This is a genomic window from Erythrobacter sp. SG61-1L, from assembly GCF_001305965.1.
In the GTDB taxonomy this organism is placed as follows: domain Bacteria; phylum Pseudomonadota; class Alphaproteobacteria; order Sphingomonadales; family Sphingomonadaceae; genus Andeanibacterium.
In genome coordinates, this window is the sequence record NZ_JXQC01000003.1 from 2,256,861 (window position 1) to 2,278,395 (window position 21,535).

The 21,535-nt window shown below is 62.6% G+C and carries 14 protein-coding genes; 6 read left to right on the top strand and 8 right to left on the bottom strand.

Translation table 11 applies throughout. From position 1 onward, the window contains the following. The 6 genes from SZ64_RS11125 to SZ64_RS11150 form a co-directional block, all read right to left on the bottom strand. Positions 1 to 7,400, bottom strand: a 7,400-nt coding sequence (locus tag SZ64_RS11125; RefSeq protein ID WP_054530890.1) for an autotransporter outer membrane beta-barrel domain-containing protein, incomplete at its 3' end; no start/stop codon positions are given. Between the two features lie 389 nt (positions 7,401 to 7,789). Beyond that, entirely contained in the window at positions 7,790 to 8,647 is an 858-nt protein-coding gene (locus tag SZ64_RS11130; RefSeq protein ID WP_054530891.1) for an alpha/beta hydrolase, read from the bottom strand. 1 nt (position 8,648) lies between these two features. Continuing rightward, the gene (locus SZ64_RS11135; protein WP_054530892.1) at positions 8,649 to 9,764 is read right to left on the bottom strand and encodes an NAD(P)-dependent alcohol dehydrogenase; all 1,116 of its coding nucleotides are present in this window, start codon (positions 9,762 to 9,764) and stop codon (positions 8,649 to 8,651) included. Then, entirely contained in the window at positions 9,761 to 10,309 is a 549-nt protein-coding gene (locus SZ64_RS11140) for a nuclear transport factor 2 family protein (RefSeq protein WP_054530893.1), read from the bottom strand. Before SZ64_RS11140 ends, SZ64_RS11135 begins: the two co-directional genes overlap by 4 nt. After that, positions 10,306 to 11,754, bottom strand: coding sequence for a carotenoid oxygenase family protein (locus SZ64_RS11145; protein ID WP_054530894.1), 1,449 nt, complete (start codon positions 11,752 to 11,754; stop codon positions 10,306 to 10,308). Before SZ64_RS11145 ends, SZ64_RS11140 begins: the two co-directional genes overlap by 4 nt. Before the next feature lie 12 nt (positions 11,755 to 11,766). Continuing rightward, positions 11,767 to 13,212 carry an aldehyde dehydrogenase family protein gene (locus SZ64_RS11150; protein ID WP_054530895.1) on the bottom strand — a complete coding sequence of 482 codons (1,446 nt, stop codon included), beginning with the start codon at positions 13,210 to 13,212 and terminating at the stop codon, positions 11,767 to 11,769. A gap of 125 nt (positions 13,213 to 13,337) precedes the next feature. On the opposite strand from SZ64_RS11150, the gene SZ64_RS11155 reads away from it, so the two are divergent. Together SZ64_RS11155 and SZ64_RS11160 are read left to right on the top strand one after the other, a co-directional pair. Beyond that, positions 13,338 to 13,847, top strand: a complete 510-nt coding sequence (locus SZ64_RS11155; protein WP_054530896.1) for a MarR family transcriptional regulator — start codon at positions 13,338 to 13,340, stop codon at positions 13,845 to 13,847. A gap of 95 nt (positions 13,848 to 13,942) precedes the next feature. Continuing rightward, positions 13,943 to 14,617, top strand: a complete 675-nt coding sequence (locus SZ64_RS11160) for a response regulator transcription factor (protein WP_054530897.1) — start codon at positions 13,943 to 13,945, stop codon at positions 14,615 to 14,617. Positions 14,618 to 14,899: 282 nt separating this feature from the next. On the opposite strand, the gene SZ64_RS11165 is transcribed toward SZ64_RS11160, so the two are convergent. Continuing rightward, a complete protein-coding gene (locus SZ64_RS11165; protein ID WP_054530898.1) occupies positions 14,900 to 17,677 on the bottom strand; it encodes a TonB-dependent receptor in 2,778 nt (925 codons plus the stop codon). A 108-nt stretch (positions 17,678 to 17,785) separates the two neighbouring features. Beyond that, on the bottom strand, positions 17,786 to 19,354 hold the full coding sequence (locus SZ64_RS11170) for a hypothetical protein (RefSeq protein ID WP_054530899.1): 1,569 nt from the start codon (positions 19,352 to 19,354) through the stop codon (positions 17,786 to 17,788). Positions 19,355 to 19,683: 329 nt separating this feature from the next. On the opposite strand from SZ64_RS11170, the gene SZ64_RS11180 reads away from it, so the two are divergent. The 4 genes from SZ64_RS11180 to SZ64_RS11195 all read left to right on the top strand — a co-directional run bounded on the left by SZ64_RS11180 (position 19,684) and on the right by SZ64_RS11195 (position 21,533). Then, positions 19,684 to 20,067 (top strand): tetratricopeptide repeat protein, encoded by a 384-nt coding sequence (locus SZ64_RS11180; protein WP_162225115.1) that lies wholly within the window; start codon positions 19,684 to 19,686, stop codon positions 20,065 to 20,067. 179 nt (positions 20,068 to 20,246) lie between these two features. Beyond that, positions 20,247 to 20,927, top strand: coding sequence for a lytic transglycosylase domain-containing protein (locus SZ64_RS11185; protein ID WP_054532208.1), 681 nt, complete (start codon positions 20,247 to 20,249; stop codon positions 20,925 to 20,927). Further along, positions 20,928 to 21,245, top strand: coding sequence for a TrbC/VirB2 family protein (locus SZ64_RS11190; RefSeq protein ID WP_193391522.1), 318 nt, complete (start codon positions 20,928 to 20,930; stop codon positions 21,243 to 21,245). 3 nt (positions 21,246 to 21,248) lie between these two features. Next, positions 21,249 to 21,533 carry a type IV secretion system protein VirB3 gene (locus SZ64_RS11195; RefSeq protein ID WP_082384555.1) on the top strand — a complete coding sequence of 95 codons (285 nt, stop codon included), beginning with the start codon at positions 21,249 to 21,251 and terminating at the stop codon, positions 21,531 to 21,533. Positions 21,534 to 21,535: the final 2 nt, after the last annotated feature.

Genomic DNA, 21,535 nt, shown 5'->3' on the forward strand with positions numbered 1-21,535 from the left:
TACGACTTATCCCAGTCGAAGAACACGATGTACGGGCCCTTGTTGCACACCGGCGGCGGCGGAGGCGGCGGAGGCGTGGCAGCCTTGCCAAACTCGTGACGCAGCGTGATCGCACCCGAGTGCACGTCGTGGCCATCGGCCATCCAGCCCTCGTAACCAAGCTTCAGCCAGGTGTTATCCGTGACGGTCGCGGCGATCGAGGCACCCAGAACGAGCGCATCTTCAGCCCGGTAGGGGCTGATCACCGAGAACGGCGTGCCCGGCTCTTCCGAATAGAAGGCAGTGAACATCGCGGGTTCGTCGTTGAACTCGTGACGCCAGCCGGCCTTCACTTCCGGAACGATGCCGCCGACATTGCCGGAGAGCTTCAGACCCAGTTCGGAGGTCAGGAAGTCATCCGTGCTGTCGTTCACCGTCAGACGGCCAGCAAAGGTGCCGCCTTCAGCGAAGCTCTCCAGCTTGGCCGAGACATAGTCGAGGCCAGCATACGGAGTGACCGTCGCACCACCCAGATCGAAGCGGTAGCCCAGTTCGCCACCGGCAGCCCAGATGTTGGCATCGGGCGAAGCCGTTACCGTACCGGTGATGCTGCCGACAGTGGCGGTGCGGATCGATTCACCGTTCAGGTCAGAGTAGCTGACTGCCGCCTTCACATAGAACTGACCTGGATCGTAGGCACCGTAGACACCGACCTGGAAGCCGTCGGCGTCCATGCTGCCGCCGTACCAGTCGAAGTCGCCCTGGTTCTTGACGTAGCCGCCACCGATACCGAGCACGAAGTCCTCGGCAACCGGGAAGTCGACACCGATCGCAGCCAGCCACTGTTCGCTCTCGTAACCGGTCGCATCGGCAGTGGTATCGCTGTCGATGTTTTCCTGACCGTAGTTGAGCGTACCCCAGATACCGGCGCTTTCGCGACGGCAGGTAAGGGTGCTGTCTTCGAGCTGGAGCGCAGCGCATTCGCCCATATCAGACAGGACACCGTTGAAGCGGTTACCCATCCAACCCAGCGACTGCAGGTAGGTGGCGTACTGCGCACCATGCAGGTTGCTGAGAGCCGAACGATATTCCGGCACGTCGAGAGTGAAGACTTCGGCGAGCATGTCGGCGAACGGACCGGTCAGCGACGAGGAGTAGACATCCTCGATACCGCCAGCAGCGGCAGCCTGATTCGGCGTGAGGCCGAAGCGGCTGTCATCGAACGCGACGCGCTTGATGCCCAGATCGACGTTGTCTTCTGCGTCATAGATGTCCGTCAGGTCGAGGAACATCGTGTTCGACACATAAACGTCGCCGAAGGTGCCGGTCAGATCGTCGGAGTCGATGACGTTGTTGAAGAAGTAGTCATCATCGTAGAGCCCGTTTTCGGTCGAGGCCCGGATCTCCAGAGCGCTGTCTGCACCCAGAACCGCCGTGTTGGCGAAGATCTGCTGGTAGTTGAACGGCGCCACGCTGTTGTTGACGTCCCCGGCATCCGAATAGTTCGGAAGTTCGAGCGCCAGCGTACCGCCGGAAGCAACGGTGAGGTTGTCCACCCAGCCCTTGGCAGGTCCGGCATACTTGTCGTTCGACGCAGCCGGATTATCGCGAAGGTAGAGGACGCCGCCGTCAGCGATCGTCAGGTCACCGACCATGTTCGCCGAGTCATTGATCTGGCCGTCGAACTGGGTTTCGCCGTTATCGACGGTGATGGTGTCACCGGCGCCAACGAGGATGTTACCGTAGATCGTTGCCGGACCGCTGGCCCCGCCATTCAGGTTGATAGCCGTCAGGGTCGGGTTGTCGCGAACGTTGATCGCATTGCCCCAGGTCCAGCTGTCGCCATTGTCGCTGCTCACGCGAACGTCAATGTCACCCGAGTTGGTGATGGTGAGGGTTTCAGTACCAAGCGGCACACCGACGGCCGGGCCGGTCCCGGCATAGATGCCGTTTGCGGTTACCAGACCACCATCAGCTGCAACTGCCGCCACGTCAATGAGACCGGAGTTGGTCACATCCATCGTGTTGTAGTCGCCAAGCAGGACAATGCCATTGGCCGATGCGCTCGAAGCGCCCGATCCTGCCATTGCGGTTGCGCTGACGACCAGATCACCGCTGTTGGAGATCGAGCCGGCAAGGCCGGGTTCGCCAACACCTGCTTCAAGATACAGGCCCGTTGCATAAGCTTCGGCGTAACCAGCGCTGGTCGCTTCCGCATATGCACCGACCGTGATGGTACCTTCGTTGACAACGTTTACTTCTTCGAAGTCACCGCTGGCAACATAGGCTGCAGCACCAGCCATCGCGAAGCTGGACGAAGTGCCTTCGGCAACTGCGCTGGCGTTCACGTTGATCGAATTGCTGTTGGTCATCCACGCCATGGCATCAGTGCCGGCCGCAGAGTGGTGTGCCTGAACAACGCCAGTCGCAAAGGCGAGGGCATCAACCGAGTAACCGCCGATTGCGTGAGCGTTTGCCGCCACGGTGAATTCACCGCTGGAACCGTTCACGAACGACATGCTCGCGGTCGTACCACCTTCAACGTACTGGAAGACCCCGTTTGCGGAAGCGTAAGCATACGCCTGCGACCCGGAAGACGCGCTGGAAGCCACGGCGTTGGCAACCGCCGAGAAGGTGCCTTCATTGGTGAATTCGGCAACTGCTTCGGAACCCCACGCATACTGGCTGACGGCCGAAACCGTTGCGAGAGCGTAGGCATGCGTGACCCCCACGGCGCTGGCGTCAGCCAGGTAAGCCATGGAGCCATTGTTCGTCACGTTGACGGTCGAACCGTAAGCTTCCTGAACGATGCCGGTCGCATAGGCCCAAGCATCGGCATAACCGGTGCTTGCGTCGGCCTTGGCGATTGCCGAGACCGAGAACTCGCCGTCATTTTCGACCGATGCCAGCGAGTCAGTGCTGCTGACGAACTGATAGAGGCCGAAGTTGACGTCAGCGTAGGCGCTCGCGGCACTGCCGACGGCCGAAGCCGAGCCGAGTACCGAGAATTCTGCGCTGCTGCCGTTCTCGAACACTGCTGCTGCCTTGCCACCGAACGCGGTTGCCCCCTGGACAACACCGTTCACGTAGGCGTTAGCATCTGCAAAGCCGCTTGCTTCGGCGACCGCACCAGCTGCCAGCGAGAGGCTGCCCTGGTTGTCGATCATCGCAACGGCGTCGTAGCCGGTCGCATCGAACGAACTGGTGTCAATCGGCGGTTCGTAGTCGTAAGTACCGGCCACCACGTTCTGGGAAATCACGCCGCTCGGCATGCCATCTTCCTGAACAGCGATCATGCCCGAACCGCCGAGTGCAGCCATGGCGAAACCATCGGATGCTTCGACTTCTTCTTCCACGACATCAGCCGTGGAAAGGGCACCAGCGCCGCCGTCGGAGTGAGCCATCGCCGAGATGGTGATGTCCGCATCGACAGCATTCGCGATCGAGACCAGAGCCGTGCCGTTGGGCGTGTCGGCCGCCTGGCTGATGCCAGAGACAACCGCGGCACCCGCTCCGGCATAACCGGCAACGGCACCTGCGTCAGCATTGGCAGTTGCGCCAACCGACATGCTGCCGCTGTTTTCCAGCGTCGCAGTCGCGTCACCACCGGACAGAGCGATCTGACCGATGCCAGCCTGCACGAATGCCTGAGCCGTAGCAGAGTTTGCACCCGTAGCGGTTGCATTCGCGCTGATGTCGAATGCGGTGCCAGCATTGGTGATCGAGGCAAGCGCCGAGCCGCTGCCGATAGCCATCTGGCCGACGCCGATCACGACGCCTGCAAGAGCATCGCCCGAGTCAGTCGCACCCGCACCGTGAGCGGAGGCGCTGATTTCCAGCGACGTGGCATTGGTGAGCGAAACCGTGGCGGTATCGTAAGCGTAGGCAATCTGGCCGACACCCGCGCCGACAAAGGCGTAGGCTTCACCGTCTTCACCGGCAACCGCCTCAGCGGTGGCGCCGATCGACAGCTGACCGTTGTCGAACGTTGCGGTGGCATCGCCGGAAGTGGCGATGGCAGCCTGAACAACGCCCGCACCGAAGATGGCGATCGAGTGAGCGTCATCGGCATCGGCCGTGGCCGAAGCCTTGGCGCTGTAGTCGATCAGGCCTTCGTTCGTGATACCAACGGTGGCGGTTTCGTCTGCGTATGCAACCTGAGCGATACCGATGCCGTAACCGGCAGCGGCAGTCGCTTCATTGGCGGCATCGGCAGTTGCCTTGGCAGCGCCGCCGATGACGGCGACTTCGGTGGCGTCAGCAGTTGCTGCGTTCACGAGGCTTACGGAAGCTTCCGTGCTGCCGATAGCGACCTGGACGTTGCCGGCGAGGACGCCGGAGAGAGCAACGGCGTTGTTCGCACCGCCGCCGAGGCTGCCCGAGGTAGCCTTGACAGTGGAGGAAACGTCAACCGAACCGCTGTTCATCACGGTAGCCGAGGCGTTCATGTCACCATAAGCGACCTGAGCGACGCCGCCGCCGACGAAGCCGACTGCAGTGGCGTCTTCACCGCCATTTGCCGAGACATTGGCAGCGATCGTGAGGTCACCGCCATTTTCCAGAAGCGCCGAAGCGGTCTGGGTGGTTCCGACTGCGACCTGCACGACACCGGCAAGCACACCGCCGAACGCATGCGCGTCGTCAGTGCCGGCGATTGCCGTTGCGTCAGCGGTGATTGCCAGCGAACCGTCGTTGACGAGACCGACGGTCGCGTCAGGACCGACGATACCGCCATCGGCGACAGCCAGCTGGCCGACACCGAGACCGACGAAGGCGTTGGCGGTAGCTTCGACAGCGCCATCGGCACTAGCCGCAGCGCCGATTGCGATCGAACCGTCAGCAGCGTTGGTGAAGTCGACGTGAGCAGAGGTGCTGCCCCAGGCGACCTGAGCGACACCAGCCATCAGCATGGCGTTGGCATCGGCAGTGCCGTCCGTGGCATCAGCCGAGGCAACAGCGGTCAGGCTGATGAGGCCCGAGTTTTCGAAGCCAACCGAAGCAACTTCGTCACCCAGAGCGAACTGGCCGATGCCGAGACCCAGCGAAGCGTCAGCCGAAGCGGTGGTCACACCAGTGGCAGCCGCGAGGACGTTCACGTTGAACTCAGCCGGAACAGCCGGAGCCGTGCCGGTTGCAGCCGGGGTCAGGTTGCTGAAGGTGGCCGAGGCATCGACGCCTTCAACCATCTGCAGCAGACCGGCGCCAATGCCGGCTTCTGCTTCGGCGCTATCCGAAGTCGAGACCGCACCGGCAGCCGCCATCACACCGGCGCTGCCAGTGTTGGCAAGGGTCGCGCTGGAAACGCCGCCCGAACCGGCATCCTGAAGGATACCGACTTCGACACCAGCGCCAGCATAGGCACTGGAAGAAGCCGTAGCGTTCGCGAGGGCCGAAACCCCGAGCGCGCCGCTATTGTCGACCAGCAGGGTTGCGCTGTCGGCAGCGCCAGCTTCCTGGTTGATGCCTGCCACGATGGAAGCCTGGGCATCCGCCTGGCCACCAGTGGTGTTGGCATTTGCATCGGCGAGCACACCCAGCGAGGCGCTGTTGGTTACCGTTGCAGAAGCGTCGCCACCCGAACCGGCGGTCTGATAGATGCCGGTTTCAACGGCAGCACCTGCATGCGCATCAGTGCCAGCGGTCGCAGTTGCGACGGCCGCGAGGTCGAACGATGCGGCTTCACCCGAATTGGCGAAGGAAGCCGAGGCCTGATCGGGGCCGCCGACGTCCTGATAGACACCGTCGTCGATCGACGCGTCGGCATCAGCGTCACCTTCAGCAACAGCCTTGGCCGAAGCGAACACGCCGCTGTCAGCGCCGGATACGGCGATCGAGGCCGAGTTGACCGGAGCGCCCGAACCCACTTCCTGACGAAGACCGTCATTGATGTGTGCATCGGCATTGGCGTTGTCGGCAGTGAAGAGGGCGTCGGTCGGAGCAACGGCCGAAGCAGTCGCCTTGGCCGAAACAGCCAGAGTGTCTTCAACGTCGATGATCGCGAGCGAGCTGTTGCCCGTGCCAGCACCACCGTCGACAGTCTGGAAGATGCCGAATTCTTCAATGTCGGCGCGAGCAACCGCATCATCAGCGGTCGAAACAGCCTTGGCGGCCGCGCCGATGTCGATCGAGCCGGTGCCGGTGATCGAAGCGGTGGCGTTGTCGCCCGAACCGGCGTCCTGATAGATGCCGGTCTGGATGTCAGCATCGGCAACAGCGTCGTTGGCGGCAGTCGCGTCAGCAAGCGCGTTGATGTTGATCGCAGCAGCCGTGTCCGAAGCCGTGCCGTTGACGATCAGAGCGTTAGCCGTGTTGGCCGCGCCCGCATCCTGATAGATGCCATAGTCGATGTCAGCATATGCGGTTGCGTCATCGAGACCGAATGCGTCAGCGTCGGCGAGAACGCCCACGGTGCCGCTGTTTTCGATTTCGACGGTAGCAACGTCACCCGAACCAGCATGCTGGTAGATGCCGGTGTCGACGCCAGCGTCAGCATCGCCGGAATCGAAGAAGGTGCCGGTCGAGGAAGCCGACGCGACAGCCGAAATGTTGATCGAGCCGCCAGCTGCGTTGGAAATACCGGCGTAAGAATCGCTGCCCGAACCGGCGTCCTGGCGGATACCGATATCAACGTCAGCGTCTGCATCAGCGTCGTCGGTACCGAAAGCGGTAGCGACCGCACCGATGTCGATGCCGCCGGTGTTGGTGATGGTGGCCGAAGCAGAGTCGGAACCGCCAACATCCTGGTTGATGCCGTTGTAGACGTAAGCGTCTGCATCGCCGTCACCCGATTCGCCCATGGCGATGGCGGTAGCCTTCACATACAGCTCGGCAGGCGCAGTGGCCGCAGAAGTTGCCGCATTGGTGATCTCAGCGTTGCCGGCCGTGCCGCCGTGCGCGCTCTGGTTCACTGCGGGCAGGATGTAGATGTTCGCTTCCGCGTCGGCATTGCCGGTCGGGTTGGTCGCCTGAGCAAGCGCACCTACACCGAGCGAGCCGGTGTTGAGGATCGTTGCAGTGTTGGCACCCGGGGAGTTCGGATCCTGGTAGATCGCGCCGAAGACGTCAGCATCGGCAATCGGGCCGCTCGTATCGACTGCGATGGCCGAAATGGCCACATCGCCGGCAGCAACGATTTCGATGTCTGCAAAGTTGGTCGCAGTAGCGGTCTGAATGACCCAGCCGCTGGCAACGCTGTTCACGTCCGAGAAGGGCGGGCTGTCATCACCGGCCTGACCATCGGCAAGGTCGCCGATGTGCGTAATGACCAATGTGGCCTCGACCGTAGAGGCCGGGCCACCAAAGCCATCATCATTTTGCTGAATGACGCCGGCGCCTTCTGCGAAAGCAGTGCCTGAACCCACCGAGTTCAAAGCCAGCGCAGACACACCGACCGCCAAAAGGCGACGCGTATTGCGGTTCATCCGTATAACTCCCTCATATCGCCCCCACCGGAGGCTTCTGCAGTCGAATCTTTAGTCGGGCCTTTGAAGGCCCTGAAAGCTTAGCGACCCGCCCTTTTTGGGCGATTTTGTTGTTATCGGTGACCTATTTGGCAGTTTTCATACCGCCTCAGCCACCATTCGTCCATGCCCAATGACCCATTTTTATGACAACAAGCCGGCAAAAAGGCCGATAACAAAAGTTATCCGTCGTTTTGCGGACCGCCTGCCTGGGCGAAAGGCATACACGCCAGCAGTGTTAGATTATGTCCCCCCTAAGCAACTGTCCATGCCGAAGAGTGCCTCCTTGCGAAATCCGGCACCCCCGTCACCTTCCGGCAACAGTTCCATGCCGGGCTAACTATCCGTCCTTAACGAGCACTTACGAAGGCACTCAGGATAGGCCCGAAGGAATCGACGTTTGATCCGATCTGGCGCGCTGCCGAAATGTGGTTGTGGCCGGGCTGGACGAAAATCACCGGAAGAGCGCCCTTTGCCGCGTACCAGCCATCCGCCAGAGCCTTCGCCTGATCGTGGCATTCGGCCATATCCAGTTCGCACAATGCGAAGAGGCAGGGAACGGCGCTGGCGATCAGGCCGGGTAGCGGCGACATGGGCGACCAGTCTGCCACGTCGGCCCCGTAATATTGCGGCTTGAAGGGATCGCGGACCGCGATGGAAAGGTCGTAGAAGCCGGAGCTCATGATCGCACCAGCGAACCGGCCCGCAGCCTCGCCCGGTGCGGCGACCACATCTGCCACATGGGTGGCGCCGGCCGAATGGCCCATCAGGTAGATCCTTTGCGGATCAATCCCGTATTCCGCAGCATGGGCCGCGAGGTGGAGGATCATCGCGATCACATCCTGCCTGCCCGCCGGCCAGCGCACTTCGGGGGCAAGCCGATAATTCATCGCCGCACAGACGAAGCCCTGCCCTTGTGCCCATGCACCGACGTTGTTGTAAAAGGGCGCGCCGGGCGCCCCCTTGTCCCCCATCACGAAGCCGCCATCATGGACGAACAGCAGGCAGGGCGCCGGTTCCCCAGCCGCCGGACGGAACAGGTTGAAGCGATGCCTTTCATGCGGGCCATAGGCGATGTCGCGCGTGGTAAGCGCCTCGTCAGGCGAAGGCACGAGCGGTGCGAGCAGGGCATTGGTCTGCTCGATCAGTTCCATGGTGAAATCGCTGCCCATGGCGCGCAGGGTTGCGTGGAAGGTCTTGCGGTCCATCTCAGGCTCCGTTTTGGGGAGTTGGCATCATCAGCACGGGCTTGATCGCAGCCGCCGTTTCGCAATCGTGCCAGGCGCGGGCGAAATCGGCGAAGGGATAGCGGGCGATCATCCGCTCCACCGGGAAGCGACCCTGGCGCCACAGATCGACCAGTTTCGGGATGAACAGGCGCGGCGAGGCACTGCCGCCCAGAATGCCCTTCATGCTGCGGCCATGGGCGAGCATCGCCATCATGTCCGGCGTCCAGGGTTCGCGCGGGCGGGTTACGAAGCCAGCCGTGCCCTGCATCGCCAGCACCTGCAGGCTGGTGGAGAAGACCTCCGCCGAAGTGGTGGTGTTGAAGCTGAAATCCGCACCAAAGGGCAGGGCCGCCCTCACCTGCCCGGCAACATCGCCTTGCGCGGCGTCGATAATGTGGGTGGCCCCCAACTCCTTCGCCAGTTCAAGCCGCTGGGCCACAGTGTCGACCGCGACAATGGCGGCGGCGCCTGCCACGCGGGCGGCCATCACCGCGGAAAGGCCCACGCCGCCCACGCCGAACACGACGATGCTCTGGCCGGGCTTCACTTGCAGCGCCTCGATCACCGCGCCAGCGCCCGTAATGACACCGCAGCCCATGGGGGCGACAATGTCCAGCGGCACGTCCGGCGAAACGGGCACAGCTCCGCGCGCATTGGCAATGCAATGAGTGGCGAAGCTCGACTGGGCGAAGAAGTGGCTCGCGACCTTCTCCCCATTCTGGATGAGCGAGGTGGAGCCATCGCTGCGCTGCCCGCCGAAGCTGCGCGGCATGGCCTCGCGACAATAGGATGGCTTGGCGGAAAGGCAGGACGGGCAATTGCCGCAAGAGCCGCCCGAGATGACGACATGGTCCCCCGCCTTCAGGTGAGTGACGGCGCTGCCGACCTTCTCCACCACGCCAGCCCCTTCATGGCCCAGCACGGCGGGCTTGGGCACGGGCATGCCGATACCGGCATGGGAATGCAGGTCCGTATGGCAGATGCCGGCAGCCACGACGCGGACGAGGATTTCATCCTCGCGCGGTTCGCCCAGATCGACCTCTTCCAGCACCGGCACGGCTGCACCCGCGCGCGAGACGGCAGCGGTGATCCTCATTCCACGCCATCCTTTGCATCGTCGAGGCTGTGGCGCGGCGGAGTCATCTTCGGGCGGCCCTTCATCAGCAGATCGCCCTTCCATGGCACGTCCTCAAGGCTGCGCCAGGCGTTGACCAGCAGTTGCTTGAACACCCACACACCGTCTTCCTTGATCAGGATATCGTCGCGCGTGCCGATGCCGAACACGAAGTTCGTGCCGTATTCGATGTTGAACTGCAGGATCTGGAACATGGAGCGCACCCGCGCGCCCTGTTCCGTGGGCGTCATCAGGAAGTGCTGGAACAGATGCTGGCGGCCCAGCCACCAGTGCTGGCGGTGATACCACAGCTCCTTCAGGTTCTCGAGAATGGCGGCATGCCCCCGCACTTCCCCCTGCCACAGATGATCGAAGCTGGCATCGCGGGCGAAAGAGGAAAGGGCAAGGTCCGCATCGGCAAGGTCAATGCCCCAGGCATAGCGGGCATAGGTTTCCATGATATCCCCGCGATCCTGCGCGGGCATGGTCTTGGGGACGCCGTCGGGCCAGCAGGGCGTATCGCTCATGCCACTGCCTCCATCTGGTACTTGCCGGTTTTCAGTACCTCCTCGGGCACCCACACGCCATGGAAGGTGGAGCGCACACGTACGGGCATGTGCAGCCGCGCGATGGGGCCTTTGGCCAGGTTCAGCGCATCGAACACGCCGATTTCGCTATGGCCCTGATCCAGCCGACTGAGGAAGGACAATATCCAGCCGTCCCCTTCCTTCGAACTGCCGCTGCGGGGCACGAATTGCGGTTCCTGCACGGAAATCATCTGGCCGTGTTCCCACACGTCCAGTTCGCCCGTCTTCACGTTGACATGGCCCAGTGTGCTGGTGCCATCGCCCGAACGGTACACGATCACCCAGCCATGGCTGTAATCGCGGCCCTGCCAGCGATCGTCCGTGCGCGGCATTTCGCAGGGCACCGGCATGATCGGGCGGGTTTCGTACCCGCCATCGTTGCGGGCCAGATCGAAGGTCATGCGGGTGAGGATCGGCGGCACGGCCGGCCAGACCTTGCCATCGGGCGCGGGGAAGAAGGGGAAGCAATTGCCGTTATAGAGGCAGAGGTCGAGATGGACCTTGGTTCCATCCGTCACCGCGTTGAGCATGTGCCCGGCAGTGGTGTTCGGCCCTTCGAACCAGCGCACGTCCTCCGCCTTGCCGTAACGCGGCACAATGGCGACCATGGTGGGCTTGTCCGGGTGGTATTCGTAGAAATGGCGCCCTTCCTTCAGCCCGTCGATACTGGGGGTGATCAGGGGGAAGAACGGCACCACGATGTGGCTTTCGGTGATGGCGAAATCATGCACCACGCCCGGCCAGGGGGCGTTGAACCAGATCTCGTTCACTTTCGCGCCGTCCGCGTCGAAGATGTAGATGGCAAAGTCGGTCGTTGAATCGCCCTTCGCCTGATAGGAATAGGTCAGCAATTCGCCCGTTACCCAGTCCACCTTGGGATGGGCCGTAAGGCTGACCGCGCTCACCTGCCCGCCAAGATCGGTCTGCGGGCCGGTTTCCAGCGTATCGGGATCAATCTCGTAAGGCAGGGCATCTTCCTTCTGGGCCAACAGCTTGCCTGCGTGGAACAGCATGGAAGTGTTGGCCGTGCCCGGGCTGGTGCCCGCCGCCAGCGGATCGGCGGTGTAGCGGTTGCGATAGCGGCCGAACAGGCTGCGGCGATGTTCCTCCTGCAGCTTGTAGCGGGGCGTTTCGATCCAGCGGCTGCGATAGCTGACATGGCCATCCTCGAAGCGGACCATATGGGCCATGCCCTCGCCGTCGATGAAGATATCCTCGCCATTCATCGGCGGATATTGCCGGTCAGCGCCGCAGCGATACCAGGTGCCGCGCAATTCGGCCGGGAGATGCCCTTCGACGATCTCCAGCCCCTCCACATGGGATTCGCTGCGCAACGGCTTGCCCCAGCCCTTGTAGAGCGGGATGTCGGGGAATGTGATTTCCATCGGAGCCTCTCTTCAGCCGATTGCCTGATCGACAGCACTGACGGCCTGCCGCGTCAGGCAGACCGGTTCGCCGGAATTGATGAGCAGTGCCTGCTTGCGCACGTAACGGGTAAGGTCCGGGCGCAGGCCCGGCAGGCCCGAGAAGCCGAAGCTGTCGTTCTTCGCCTCAGACCCGAAGAAGGTCAGGAATGCGTCCTGAATGCTCACCTTGCCCGCATCGATCCGCTCGCCCACGGCCATGGCGCTTTCCTCGTCCGGACCGATCACGGCGGCGGACAGGCCGTAATCCGTATCGTTGGCAAGGCGGATCGCCTCCTCGATATCGTCATAGGCCATCACCGGCATGCAGGGGCCGAATGTCTCTTCGCGCATGATCTTCATTTCATGCGTCACGCCGGTCAGCACAGTGGGGCGCATATAGTCCCCGCCGTCGATCTGGAACGGCAGGCCGCCTTCCGCGATGGTCGCACCCTTGGCCAGTGCGTCTTCCAGATGCCCCCGGACGATCCCGGCCTGATGAGGCCCCGTGAACGGACCGATATGGCCACCCAACGGATCGGGGTGATTGAGTTCGATCTTCTTCGCCCGCTCGACCAGAGCGGCGACATATTCGTCGTGAATCTGGCGATCCACATAGATGCGCTCGATCGAGAAGCAGACTTGCCCCGTCGCGCTGATGGCACCGCGGATCGTGGCGGAGACCGCCCGGTCAATGTCCGCTCCCTTCATCACGATCAACGGGTCTTTCCCGCCCAGCTCCACGTCATAGGGGATCATCCGTTCCCCGCAGGCCGCGGCCACCTTGCGGCCATTGGGAACGCTGCCGGTGAAGGAGATGTAGTCCGCTTCCTGGATCAGCGCCTGCCCGGTTTCCCCGTCGCCCAGCACGCAGTCGAACACTTCGGCCAGTTCGGGCACTTCGCGCACGCTGTCGAACAGCGGGCCGGTAAAGCGCGGCGTGACTTCGGACGGCTTCAGCAGCACCGCACAGCCCGCGAACAACGGCGGGATGGCGTGCAGCATGGAAAGCATGGTCGGCGCGTTCCAAGGGCTGATGATGCCCACGAGGCCATAGGGCTTGAGGATGCTGGTGAAGCGAATGTCCGGATTTGCCCGCGCCACGCCTTCGCGCAGGGCGCCCTTCAGCTGGGCCGGGGCACTGGCGCACAGCCCGCCGATCACGCCCAGCATCATGTCGGGCGCGATGCGGCTGATCTCGCAATAGCCGGTGTCGTGCGAATCCGCGTCAATGATCGCCTGCCGGTATTTGCTGGCAATCACCTGCGCCCAGCGGCCCATTACCTTCACGCGCTCTTCCGGCGGCATGGCGGCCCATTTGCGCTGCCCCGCCCGCAGCCTTGCGGCCTTGGCGGCAACCGCCGTGCGGTCGGCAACTTCGATTTCCAGATCAGGTTTGCCAGTGCGCGGATTGCGCACGGCCAGGCTACGCCCTGCCATCCGTCTTCTCTCCCGTATATCCTCGTTGTATCGAGTGCCTTTGACGGCACCGCTCTTTATTGATTATTCAATGAATGGCATGATCGAGTCAACCGGGGATCGGTGAAAGGAAAGGCGGACGGGGAATGGCCAAGGGACGGAGCGCAAAGGCGCCTGCAAATGACGGGATGCCGCCGCTGGCGGATGAGGACATCCCCCCTTCCTACCGCCTCGGCGGAATGGCGTTCTTCGGCTATCGTCTGGCCGTGACGGCGAAGCTGTTCGACCGTAAATTCGTGGAAATGCTCAAGGCCAATTCCACCCTCACCCTGCCTCAATGGCGGTGCGTAGCGCAGCTTGGGCTGGCGGAGCGCGGGACAGTGCGCAGCCTTGCCGAAGGCGCCGTGGTGGACCGGGCCGAAGTCAGCCGCGCCCTGGCCCGTCTGGAGGCGCAGGGGATCGTACAAAGGCACCGAAATGAAGAGGATCAGCGCAGCCCGCAATTCAGCCTGACGGCCGATGGCCGCGCCCTTTACGACCGGTTGCGCAAACCCGTTTCACAATTCATCGGAACATTGGTTTCGCAGGTCGAAAAGAGCGACATCGAAGCCGCCGACAGAGTACTCTGGACCATCTCCAAGGGCTGCTTCGACTGAGCCGGAAAACGCCGCGGTCAAATTTGTTCTGATCGTCATAAACGAGTCACATGAACCCGGCAGTTCGCCCTAGTTTAAAGGGGAATTGCGCGGCTATGGCACTGGTCAACATCTTCCTGACAGACCCCAAGGGGGACGTGATGGAGGATTTCGTCCATGACGATATGACCTTCACTTTCAACAGCATGGACGGGGCAGGCCCCCGCCGCCTGGTGGAAGGCCCGATGTGGGCGTTTGTCGACTGGGTGATGCTCGATCTCTCCGGTCTGGAAATGTGCCGGCGCCTTCGGGCAGACCCGCGCACACAGGACTGCCACATCACCATCGTGCTGGAACAGGACGATCAGGAAGACCGCCGCCGCGCCTTGCGCGCCGGGGCTGACGATTACATCGTGGGTCCGCTCGACCGGCAACGAATTCTGGACCGTGTCCTTGCCCTCCAGTCGCGCCAGCAGCAGCGCCATGCCACCCAGATGGTGGAGCTTGGATCGCTGAAGATTGATCTCGGTGCCCAGCAGGCCCGCTGGTCGGAAAAGCCGATTCCGCTGCGCCCGAACGAGTTCCGCCTTCTGCGCTTCCTGGCCGAGAATCCCAACCGGGTGCTTTCCCGGCAGGAGATGATCGAAGGCCTAGGCAAGCAGGAACCGCCGATCGATCCGCGCACTGTGGACGTATGGATCGGTCGCCTGCGCCGCGCGTTCCGCTCGGCCGGCGCGGGCAATCCGTTGCGCACCGTGCATGCCATGGGTTACGTCCTCGACGCGCCCTGAACGGCGCGGCCGGAAACAACGGCCAAGCCACTTCAATCACGATAAGCGAACCCATCGCAACGGAGTGGGCGCCGCCTGACGGCCTTTTGCTGTCGCGCGCCTGTTCCAGACACAATCTCGCCCGGAAGCCGCAAAAAAACCCGGCCGCAAGTTACCTTGCGGCCGGGCTGAGTGGGTGGCTCTAAAACCGGGTGGAGAGGAGCCTGAGATGGCTCCTCTCAATCTGTTCCAAACCCTGTCTAATTTGCGGAGCCGGCAAAAGCCAGCCCCGCCGATGCAGGATCAGAGCGTCGCCGAAAGCGAGATCGCGAACGTCGTTCCGACGTCGTAGGTGTTGTTATCGATACGCAGGCCGGCAGCATTGACCTGATATTCCTGATGGCGCGTTCCAAGGACGTTGCGCGCTTCGAACTTCGCCTCGATTTCCTTGCCCTTGATGGTGAAGCCCTGACGCGCCACGATGTCCAGGCTCACGCCCGGCTTTTCAATGACGTCAGGCAGGCCACCCTGGCTGCGATAAGTCGGGCGCTCGCTGGAGTAAGACACCAGGAAGGTAAGCTGCTGCAGCTTATCGGTATCTTCGAAACCGAGCTGGAGGTTCACCAGGTGATCCGACTGGCCGATCAGCGGAGCGCCGTCAGTGAAGATCTGGTTCGCCGGGAACTCGCTGGCATTACCACCCTGATCGATCAGGATCGTCTCGCTGCCGACCTTCAGGCTGGACTGCGTGTAGGTGTAGTTGCCGACCAGCACGAGTTGCTTGGTTTCGAACCAGCCGCCCCAGTCCGAAAGATCCTGGAAAAGCTGGGCCTCAAGCTCGGCGCCATAGAGCGTCGCGCTGGGGGCATTGGCGTAGGAAATCGTACCGTCGCCTGCCAGGAAGGCTTCTATCGGATTGTCGATCTTCTTGTAGAACCCGGCCAGCGAGAAACGGCTCTGGCTGTTCAGATAATACTCGCCGCGCGCTTCGAAGTTGAGAAGCTCGCTGTCGTTGAGATTCGGGTTACCGCTATAGGAACGGTTGGTTTCCGGATCGAAATAGATCTGCGAAATCAACTCGCGGAACTGCGGACGCGCGATGGTGCGCGAACCGCTGGCCCGGAGCTGGAAGTCGTCAGCCGGTTCCCAGGTGAGGGTAAGGCCGGGCAGGAAGTAGTCCTTCTTGTTCACGCGCGCGGTTGCCGTGTTGTTGGCACCAATCGGCGTGGAGGACTGTTCCGCGCTTTCGAAGCGCACGCCGCCCTGAACCGTCACGGACGGCGCAGGCAGCCACTGCAGCTGGCCATAACCGGCATGGATCGTCAGACCCGCGCCGAAAGCCGGCGTGGTGCTGCCCGATTCAAGCAGATTCACGTTGAACATGTTGAACGTCGCGGCGTTGAAGAGCAGCCAGGGCGAACGCGTTCCGGCAGCGGTGAGGATCTGCTGAAGTGCCGGAATGGCCGCCGGATCGAGCGGCGGGATGTCCGGATCGCCGTCCGGATTGAGGAAGTTCAGATCGACGCTGGCGCGAAGCTGGAAGGCCCGGCGTTCGGTATAGCGACTGGTGTCGGTATAGGCATAACCGACTGTTGCGCTGAGATTATCCGCCATCTCATAGCTGAGATCCAGCCCACCATACCACAGCTCTTCGTTCAGGTCCGAGAAGGACACCTGAACGCCGGATTCCTGCAGCGCCTGCTGCCCGGAACCGCTCAGGTCGACCCGGTAATAGTCGCCATAGGTATCGGCCGCATTGTTGGTCTTGGCGTAGATGTAGGTCAGGTTGTAGGGCGCGCGGCGATCCGTGCGGGCATAGCCGCCACGAACGTCAAGGCTGAGCTTGTCGAACTTGAATTCGCCGACCAGCTGGCTGTCGATAAGCTGACGCTCATACCAACCGGTATTCTGGCGCAAGAAGTCCGCCTCGGCCACGTCGGCGATCTTGTAGGAAGCAAGGCTCGCCTGCTTGACCGTGTCCCGGATGAACAAATTGGTCCAGCGGATGACGTGATCGTCGAATTCATAGCCGGCGCTGAACAATGCGTTGGCCAGGATGTGGTTGTCGGTCACGAAATCGTTTTCGTAGCGGGAATAATCGGTATTCGCGTTACCGGCTTCCTGGCGCGTGATCTCGCGATTGTTGAGGCTGTTGCTGAGGTTTGCGCTCAGCACGAGGCCAAGGCGGCCATCGTCGCCGACATCCAGCGAAGTGCCCGCCGAAAGACCGCCCGAGAAGTTCGGCCGCTGTTCGCCAATGATCTGCAGCGTCGCGAAGCGGCGCGGGGTCAGCGTCCAGGCAAGGTCTTCGATCTGGCTCTGGTTCATCGAACCGATCGAAGTGCCGTTGGCGATCGAATCGTCCAGATAGTTGCGCAGCACATCGGGAATGTCGCGAGCACCACTGTCGAATCCGGTCCAGTCGGAACTGCTGCCATAATAGGCATAGCCGTTCTGGAAGGTGGTTTCGGTATCGCCGCTAATGCTCCCGCTGATGGTCAGGAAGGTCTCGTCCGGAACCGCGCGAGTGGTCAGGTTGATCACGCCGCCGCCGAACTCGCCGGGGAAGTTCGGCGAATAGGTCTTCTGCACGAGGCTGGAAGCGATGACGTTGGTCGGGAAGATGTCCAGCGGAACCACGCGGCTGAGCGGCTCCGGGCTCGGCAGAGGAAGACCGTTCAGCAGGGCGAGCGAGTAGCGATCGCCGAGGCCGCGAACATAGACGCGGCCGTTGCCGACAACCGACAGGCCGGTAACGCGGCCGAGCGCGCCGGCGATGTCGCCTTCACCCGTGCGGGCGATTTCCTCGGTGGAAAGAACCGACACCACCTGAGACGAACTGCGCGTGATGTCGCGTTGGCGGCGGCCGGTAACGATGATCGCCCCGCCGGGAACGGAAATCTCGGGCACATCGGCCTGATCTTCCTCGTTGGCAGCGTCAGCGGACTGATCGATCGGCTCTTCGTCAGCCTCCGCATCGACCGCGGCGTTGCCGTTGGTTCCCTGGGCGTATGCCATTCCGGGAAATGTGAGTGCGGTGGTGAGCAAGAGCAGCCCAGCCAACTGCTTGGCAGTGGTCATGACAGAGACCCCCTCAAAATAAGGACCATGTTTTCAATGGGCTAAGCCCAAGACAAAGGAGGAGGCGCCCGCTGAACACGCGAGCGCCTCCCTATCCTTCAAGCCTGCTTAGTAAACCGGCAGGGACTTACAGGAGACGCCGCTGCCGAAGGAGACGGTCGTGCTGTCGCAGGTCCAGCCCTTGGTCCAGGCCAGGTCGGCACCCGCAGGACGGGCAACCGCACCGACATAAGCGGCCGCAGTGAAGAAGCTGGAGAACCCGGCGGTCGCGTCATAGATCGGCGTGAAGGTCATTTCCTTGTCGCCGTTCAGATACTTGCCGGTCAGCGTATTTACCGCGAATGAGTTGCCGCTGCCGTTGGCAACCGCAGTGTTGGTGGCGGAGTTGGCGGCGCAATCCAGTTCGACCGAATAGAACTTCACGAGCGCACCGCGGCCACCGCCGGTGTTGCCGTTGTCGTTGGTGCAGGACTGGGTCGAAGCGGCCGGCTTGTAGATTACGCCGTTGGCCAGAGTGAAGTCGCCAGCGCCGCGAGCTTCGATCGCCTTGCCGGTGCTGGTCGCCCAGAAGGTGAAGTTCGAGATACGGGTCATGGTGCGCGGCATGGCGTCGGGGATGGTCGTGCCCGGACCCTTGTCGTCCGGCGGCGAGTCGTTTTCGAGCGCCTTGTCACCGACGTTGTCGCGCTGAACGGCCAGAGCGAACTGGAGGTCCAACTGCGCGCCGCTGTCGACGTCGAACGAGTCGTCTTCCGCACCGACCGCGACGAAATGCTTCACATTCGGGTGACCACCGAAGAATTCGACGCCGTCATCCGAGCTGTTGTAGGACTGGATGTAGTCCAGCGTGGTGCCGCTGCCGACGCCGCCCAGGGTCAGCGACTGGAGTTCGCTGCCGAGTTCGAGCGTGAAGCCCGAGTAGCGGATCTGGATGTACTGCAGGTTGCCCGAACTGTCCGCGGGGGTGTTGCCGCCGAAGAACGGAATGTTGTTGGCGATGCCTTCCACGCGCATTTCGCACTTGGTCTGGTCCGCCTGATTGATGCCGCCGGCGAAGCAGTCGGCAACCGGAGCGCGGCCGAGCAGCACGATACCGCCCCACAATGCGCTGGTGTCGTCCTGAGCTTCGCCCTTAACATCGGCTTCCGCAGTGAAGATGATCGGGCTGGCGCGCTCGCCAACGGCGGTCAGCTTGCTGCCGCGATTGACGATCATGTACGAACCGCCGCTGACGCCGGCAGCGCCGTACAGGATCGCGCCCTTCTGAATGGTGAGGTTCACCTTGGTGCCGGTCACGCTATCAGAATTGTCGGCGGTCGGGCCGTCGTCGCGACCCACGTCCACGCGGCCGTTGATCTCGTAGACCACGCCGGAAACAGCAGGCAGGGTAGCATCGGCAGTGAACAGCGAAGGCAGGGTGCAGACGCGATAGGTGCCGGTCGGGCCGGTGATCGTGCCGTTGTTGAGCAGGTTGTCGCCGCCGGCAAGGGTCGGACAATCAGCCGCGGGCGTCACGCCCGTCGCGCCGGTCGGGGTCGGCGTCGGCGAGCCGCCGACGTTGATGGGGCCGGTGTTGATGTCGCCATTGACACCAGGCGAGCCAAGGTCGTCCGGACCACAGGCGGAAAGAGCCAGCAGGCTACAGCCGATAACGAGCGAGCGGTGGATATTTTTCACGGCGAGCGGTCCCCTCAAAAACCGAAGAATCGAAGTCGCGAACTGTTGATCGCGACTCGCCCGCTAGACGGGGGACATGACAGTTTCTTTGCAAAGTTACGCCTGACCTCCGGCGCGAATTTTATGAAGTTTTTGTTACACTTATTACAGTTTGAGGACTCGCACTCGCCGCGCAGCCAACACTCGGAACAGGCGTCGAAAAATGTCTCGCCAACCTCACTCCAAAGCCATTTGTTACACTTCGATGACATTATGACGTTTTTGTTGCAGTCCATGGGCATCGGGAACACTCTGCGCTCATGAAGAACATGCAAGCGGGAGATTCTGTGATGCAAAAAGTCCTTGCCTTTGCCCTGCTGGCAGCCTCCGTTTCCCCGGCTGCCGCGATTGCCGCCGACACTGCCGACTCCAATGTGCAGAGCGTCGACGTTGCTTACGAAGCCCTTTCGGAAGGTCGCACTGCCGAAGCTATCGCCAGCCTGGATGGAAGCGCTGCCGTGCAGACGTCCGATCCGGCTGCCCTGATCAATCTGGGCACTGCCTATGCGCGCCAGGGTCGCATCGCAGAGGCACGCGCGATGTTCACCGCCGCTGCAGAGAGCAGGGAACGCTATTCGCTGGAAATGGCGGATGGCAGCTGGGTCGATTCCCGCAAGGTGGCGAAGCTGGCGCTGAAGAACCTGGAGAAGAGCAACGGCATCGCCATGCGGTGACACGCTCCCCGGCGCTCGGACATGAGTGAGCGGGCCTGAGTAGATAAATCCGGCCTTTCGGCCATCGGACCCGCGCGAGATCGCCCCCTCGCGCGGGTTTTTGATTGCAGCTCAATGCTTCGGTCCAGACCAGCATTGCATGTCACGCCTTTGTCATGTGCTGCCCGCATCAGGCGGCAATGATGAGGGATCTGATTCTCCTGACGGGCCGTTGCGCGGCACCCGTCTCGCTGGCTTGCGCGGGCGCCCTTGTGGCCGCTTCGCCCGCCCGCGCGGACGTGCTCGAAATCGGCGGGGAAGGAGCCTATTGGGTCGCAGGCCCGGCACTCGGGCAGGAAGCCGGTGCCCCGGCCGCCCAGCAGCTCTCGGCCAGCTATGCTCCGCGTGCCGCGCTGGAGCAGGTGCCGGAAGACATCGCCGTGCCCGACGTCGCCGTTGCCGTGCCGGAACAGCACGCCGCGATCGTTCCCGACGCTTATGACGCCAAGGTGCGCGAACTTGCCCGCCGGTTCGATCTCAGCCCCGCCCTGATCGAAGCGCTGGTGTGGCAGGAAAGCCGCTGGCACGCCGGGGCCGTTTCGCCCAAGGGCGCGCGCGGCCTTGCCCAGCTGATGCCCGGAACCGCCCGCCAACTGGGTGTGGATGCGCGCGATCCCTTCGCCAATCTGGAAGGCGGCGCGCGCTACCTGCGCGAGCAGCTCGATCGTTTCGACGGCGATCTGGAGAAGGCGCTGGCTGCCTATAACGCCGGACCCGGCCGGGTGGAGAGCGCCGGGGGCGTTCCCAACATCCGGGAAACAAAAGCCTATGTCGCGGCCATCATGGGCCGCCTTTCGAACCATTCGCGGAGTACCGACTAAATGCGTGCGCTTATCCGTTCCAAGTTCCTGGCCCGCCTTGCCGTTCTTGCCAGCTTCCTTGCACCCGCCGCTGCCCATGCGCAGCAGGTTGGCGATCCGCAGGGTTCCGGGCCGATCGTTTCGGCACTGCTGTGGCTGCAGGGCACGATGCTGGGCAATGTCGCCACTGCCGTTGCCGTGATGGCCGTAGCCGCCGTGGGCTTCATGATGCTGACCGGCCGCCTCAACTGGCGCTTCGGTGCGACCGTGATCATCGGCTGCTTCGTACTGTTCGGTGCTGCCTCGATCGTGGCGGGCATCCAGGGCGCGGCGGGCTGATCCGTGAGCGGGCTGATCCGCTACCCCGTGCACCGGGCGCTTACCCGCCCGCAGATGTTCGCCGGGGTGACATATAACTTCTTCATCCTGAACTTCGCGCTGACGACGGAGCTGTTCCTGATCAGCGGCAGTTTCTGGGCACTGCCCGCTGCGCTGGTGTTTCATGTGGTCGGCTATTTCGCCTGTCTGCGCGAACCGCGGATTTTCGACCTGTGGCTCACCAAGGTCAGCAAATGCCCGCGCGTGCGCAACTGGAAGCGCTGGGGCTGCAACAGCTACGCCGCCTGACC